Here is a 4,116-nt window from a genome sequence, read left to right as displayed (position 1 = left end):
GGCCGGGCCGGGCGTGCTGTCGCAGGCTCTGGGCATCACGCCCGCGCTCAGCGGCGAGCTCGTGACGGGACCGCACATCTGGTTTGAAGACCACGGCGAAACGGTGCCGGAAGCCAACGTATTGGCCAGTGCCCGGGTGGGGCTGGCCTACGCGGGCGCAGAAGCGGCCGGGCTGCCGTGGCGGTTTCGGATAGCCGATAGCAAGTGGACAAGCCCGGCCAAGTAGGTGAGCGAGTAAACTGAAAGGCAGCTTGGCGTTGAGTACTTTTGGCCTTCTTTCACTTTCCCCAAGCTTTTAACGCCTACTCTTTTCATGGCTAAACTATCTACCGCTTCTGTCCTGACGGCTGGCTTGTCATTGCTGGCTGGTGCCGCGCAGGCCCAGGCTACCTTTCGCGTCGGCCCCACCGTCGGTTATAACCTGGCATTCGGCGGCTTCGACTACCCGAACCAGACCTATCTGAAAGTTTCCAACACTGCCCGCAGCGGCGTAGAAGCCGGCGTGGTGGCGCAGCTCGGCTTTGGCGGCCACTTTGCCGTGCAACCGGCGGTGCTGTACTCCCAAAAGGGGTTTGGCTTCACGGAATCTGCCTACGACGCGGCCTACAACTACACCTATAAAGGCGAATACACCTTCCGCTTCGACTATCTGGCCGTGCCAGTCAATGCCGTGTATAGCCAAGAGCCCGGCGGCCGGGGCTTGCTGGTATTTGGTGGGCCGTACGTGGGCTTTCTGCTGGGTGGCCGCTACACGTCTGCCCAAAGCGGTAGCTACGGCGGCGGCGGCAGCACCCGCAGCCAGTCCGACGCGGGCAAGGTAGAGGCCGGCGACACCTACAATAACCGTCCCGGTCAGGCCTATGTCTCGCGCGGAACGGACGTCGGCCTGCAAGGGGGGCTGGGCTACGGGTTTGCCAACGGGTTGCAACTGCAGGTCGGCTACAGCCAAGGCCTGCGCAACCTCGGGGCCGCTTATGCCCCCGGAGTTACCTCCCAACAGCCGCCTACCTACCGCAACCACGCTGTTCAGCTCTCGCTGGCGTACCTGTTCGGCGGCGTCCACTAAAGGCGGCCCGCATCAGCCAAAGCGCGCCGGAGCGGGGCCAGTAGTCGGCCCGCCCCGGCGCGCTTTGGCCGGGCGTTCAGTGCTTTGTGTCAGCGCCGATTTTTTCTGCCCGTGTTTGGCAGGGCTGGCGCTATGCCCGCAAATAGGGCCACGCGAAGTAGAGCGCCACACCTTGCAGCAGCGTCAGCAGCAGTGTGATGCTCCAGAAAGTGGCTTTGCGGTTCTTGTGGTGCAGCAGCCAGATGGCCGCCCACGCGCCGGCTGCCGCGCCCGGCAGCGTGGCTAGGTGCAGCGTTTTTTCGGCAATGCGCCGCTGGCCTTGCCGGGCTTTGCGTTTGTCTGCGGCAAAAAGCAGAAAACACAATAGGTTGAGAAGCAATAGGCAGCTGAGAAGAATGGTCATGGCATGGGCGGCGAGCCTGCTTCAGTGGGTGGTGCCGGGCTTTAGCCTGCACAGCATTATCCGAAGCCGGGCCAATTGAGCGGAAACAAAAAAACAAGCGCAGTAAACCGATTGAGCCATGCAAACCAAGGCGTTGGCCTGCCAGCGTCCGGAATGCTGCTATCCGTACGGGTTTTCCATTTTGATTTCCAGCCAGCGGTCGGGCCGGTCGAGTGGGGCGTAGCCGAAGCGCTGGTAGAGGGTGTGCGCATCCCAGGTGGCCAGCAGGTGACGGCGCAGGTGTTGCAGGTCGGGGTGGGCCAGCATCTGCTGCACCAGCCACTTCGAAAGGCCGCGGCCGCGGTGCGCGGGCAGCACAAACACGTCGCAAAGCCAGGCAAACGTGGCGCGGTCCGTCACCACGCGGCAAAAGGCGGCCTGCTGCCCATCGGGCGCATACACGCCAAAATTGAGCGAGTTGGCAATGGCGCGCTCCACCGTAGCGCGCGGAATGTGCCGGGCCCAGTACGATTCTTCGCTCAGCCAGTGGTGCACGGCGGCCACGTCGAGCCGGTCCGGGTCGGTGCTGAGGATGTAGCCCGCGGGGTGGGTAGCGGTGAAAAACGTCGACATGCCGCGAAAGTAGGTGAGAAGCCGTGGCCAGGCAGCCGCGGCCGGCAGAATGAGCTGCCGGGGCATAAAAAAAGAGCCGGCAAAGCTGCCGGCTCTTTTCATTACGGGTAAGTGCTAAGGAGCTATTCCAGCACCACTTTCCGGGTCAGCACCTGGCCGCCCATCGTCACGCGCAGCGTGTAGAGGCCCGTGGCCAGGCCGCGGGTGCTCAGCGTCTGCTCGGCGGTGCCGGTCAGGTTCTTGGTGGCTACCACCTGGCCCAGGGCGTTGAGCAGCGTGGCCTGGCCGTTGCCGGTCTGGCCGCTCAGGCGCAGCGTGAGCTGGCCGGTGTTGCTTGGGTTGGGGTATACCAGCAGAGCATCGGTATCGGCTTGGGCTTTAGTGCCCGTGGGCACGGCACCAATGCTGAACGAGCCTTGCGTGTCGCCGCTACCGTAGCCGCTCACCGACAGGTAGTAGCGCGTGCCCGGGGTGAGGCCGGTGATGGTGAGCGCGCCCACGTTCTGGTTGTTGCCGGGGCCTGCCTGGCAGAACACGCGCGTGAACGGACCAGCCGAGCAGCTGGGGCTGCTGTACACCTGCACCACACCGGCGGTCGTGCCGGTCACCGTCAGGGGCAGCGTAGTGGCCGTGGCCGTAAAGCTGAACCATACGTCCTTGGGCAGCTGCGCACCCGAGCAGGTGGGCAGCACCAAGCCGTTCTGGGCGCTGGTAGTAGCACCCAGGTTGGTGCCGTTCGTCACGGTGTTGCCCAAGGCAATGGCACCGCAGGGCTCGTCGTTGGGCAGCGTGGGCAGCGGCGTGGTGAAGCACACCGGGCCGGCGTAGGAACTGGTGCCATTGACCGTGCCGCAGTTCTGGCGCACGTAGAAGCAGTAGTCCTTCGCCTGGGTCAGGCCCGTCAGGGCATACGTCGGGCTGGTGAGGCCGGTCACTTTCGTGCCCGAACCCAGCGTAAAGCCTTGCGGGCCGTACTCAATCTCGTACGTAGTGCCGGTCGGCGCGCCGGCTGGCGGCGTAAAGCTGAGCTGGGCGCTGTTGCTGGTCACGTTGGTCGCCGTCAGGTTCGATACCGGCAAGCAGGCCGAATACGTCACGCGTACGTTGTCGAGGCCGATGTCGGTGGTACCGAAATCGCTGGTGGCCATGAAGCGGATGATGGTCGTTGCGCCGGCCGTAGCAGGCAGCGTCAGCGTCTGGCGGGTCCAAGTGTTGGCGGTCGTCAGCGTGGTCAGCGAACGGCCGAACGATACGCCGCCGTTGGTGCTTACCATTACTGCCAGCGAGTCGCTGCCGCTGGTGTTGATGTAGTCGAACGACAGGCCCGCGGCGGCGGCCGTACCGGCCAGGTTCACATACAGGTCGAGCTGGCCGCTGGTGCCGCGCGAAGCATTGTAGGAGTGGAAGCGGGCCGAATGGGCGCTGGTGCCGCCGCTCAGGGGGCTGCCGGTGGGCGTGTAGATGCCCGAGGTCGGGCTGCCCCAGGCAGCGCTGGCGCCGTCATCCTCGCGGCGCCACGAGTTGTTGCCCGTTACGGGCTTGCCCCGCCAGTTCACGGCCGGAATCTCGTTGGTACCGCACTGGCTCTGCCAAGTAGCTTCGAAGTCCTGAGTGTAGGGCGTCGAGTTGTTCACCAGCACGTAGGGCGCCGCGGCGCAGTCGGTGGTGAAGGAAGCGCCAGACGGAGCCGAGTTACCGTTGGTCGTGCCGCAGTTCACTACTACCGTTACCGTATAGGCGGTGTTGGCATTCAGGCCGGTCAGGTTCACTGGCGACGATGTAGCCGACTGCGTGATGGGCGTGCCCGTGGCCGGCGTGGCCGTAATCGTGTACGAAGCCGCCCCGGTTACGGGCGTAAAGCTCACCGTGGCACGGGTGTCGGTCACCCCGGTCACCGTCACGCCGGTTACGGCGGGGCAGGTCACGTAGCTCACGCGCACATTGTCGAGGCCGATATCAGTTACGCCGAAGTCGCCGGTGGCTTTCAGGCGGATAACCGTGGTCGCGGTCAGGCCCGTCGTGGGCAGGCTCAGGG

General features: G+C 64.7%; 5 protein-coding genes. 2 read left to right on the top strand and 3 right to left on the bottom strand.

The annotated features are described in order from the left end of the window. On the top strand, positions 1 to 226 hold a 226-nt coding region (locus ACYVDE_RS16260), incomplete at its 5' end, for a DNA-3-methyladenine glycosylase (RefSeq protein WP_460502599.1). An 87-nt stretch (positions 227 to 313) separates the two neighbouring features. Beyond that, the gene (locus tag ACYVDE_RS16255) at positions 314 to 1,066 is read left to right on the top strand and encodes a porin family protein (RefSeq protein ID WP_460502598.1); all 753 of its coding nucleotides are present in this window, start codon (positions 314 to 316) and stop codon (positions 1,064 to 1,066) included. Positions 1,067 to 1,196: 130 nt separating this feature from the next. Here the strand turns inward: ACYVDE_RS16255 and ACYVDE_RS16250 are convergent, their stop codons facing one another. The 3 genes from ACYVDE_RS16250 to ACYVDE_RS16240 form a co-directional block, all read right to left on the bottom strand. Beyond that, on the bottom strand, positions 1,197 to 1,430 hold the full coding sequence (locus tag ACYVDE_RS16250; RefSeq protein WP_460502597.1) for a DUF1294 domain-containing protein: 234 nt from the start codon (positions 1,428 to 1,430) through the stop codon (positions 1,197 to 1,199). A 198-nt stretch (positions 1,431 to 1,628) separates the two neighbouring features. Further along, entirely contained in the window at positions 1,629 to 2,081 is a 453-nt protein-coding gene (locus tag ACYVDE_RS16245; protein WP_460502596.1) for a GNAT family N-acetyltransferase, read from the bottom strand. Positions 2,082 to 2,203: 122 nt separating this feature from the next. Continuing rightward, positions 2,204 to 4,116: fibronectin type III domain-containing protein (locus ACYVDE_RS16240; protein WP_460502595.1), on the bottom strand; the 1,913-nt coding region annotated here is incomplete at its 5' end.

The sequence above is a fragment of the Hymenobacter agri genome (genome assembly GCF_054778495.1).
This window is presented reverse-complemented; position numbering and strand designations above follow the sequence as displayed.

Coding starts and splice junctions, on each gene's coding strand:
- ACYVDE_RS16255 (WP_460502598.1), top strand. CDS start 314: ATGGCTAAACTATCTACCGCTTCTGTCCTGACGGCTGGCTTGTCATTG.
- ACYVDE_RS16245 (WP_460502596.1), bottom strand. CDS start 2,081: ATGTCGACGTTTTTCACCGCTACCCACCCCGCGGGCTACATCCTCAGC.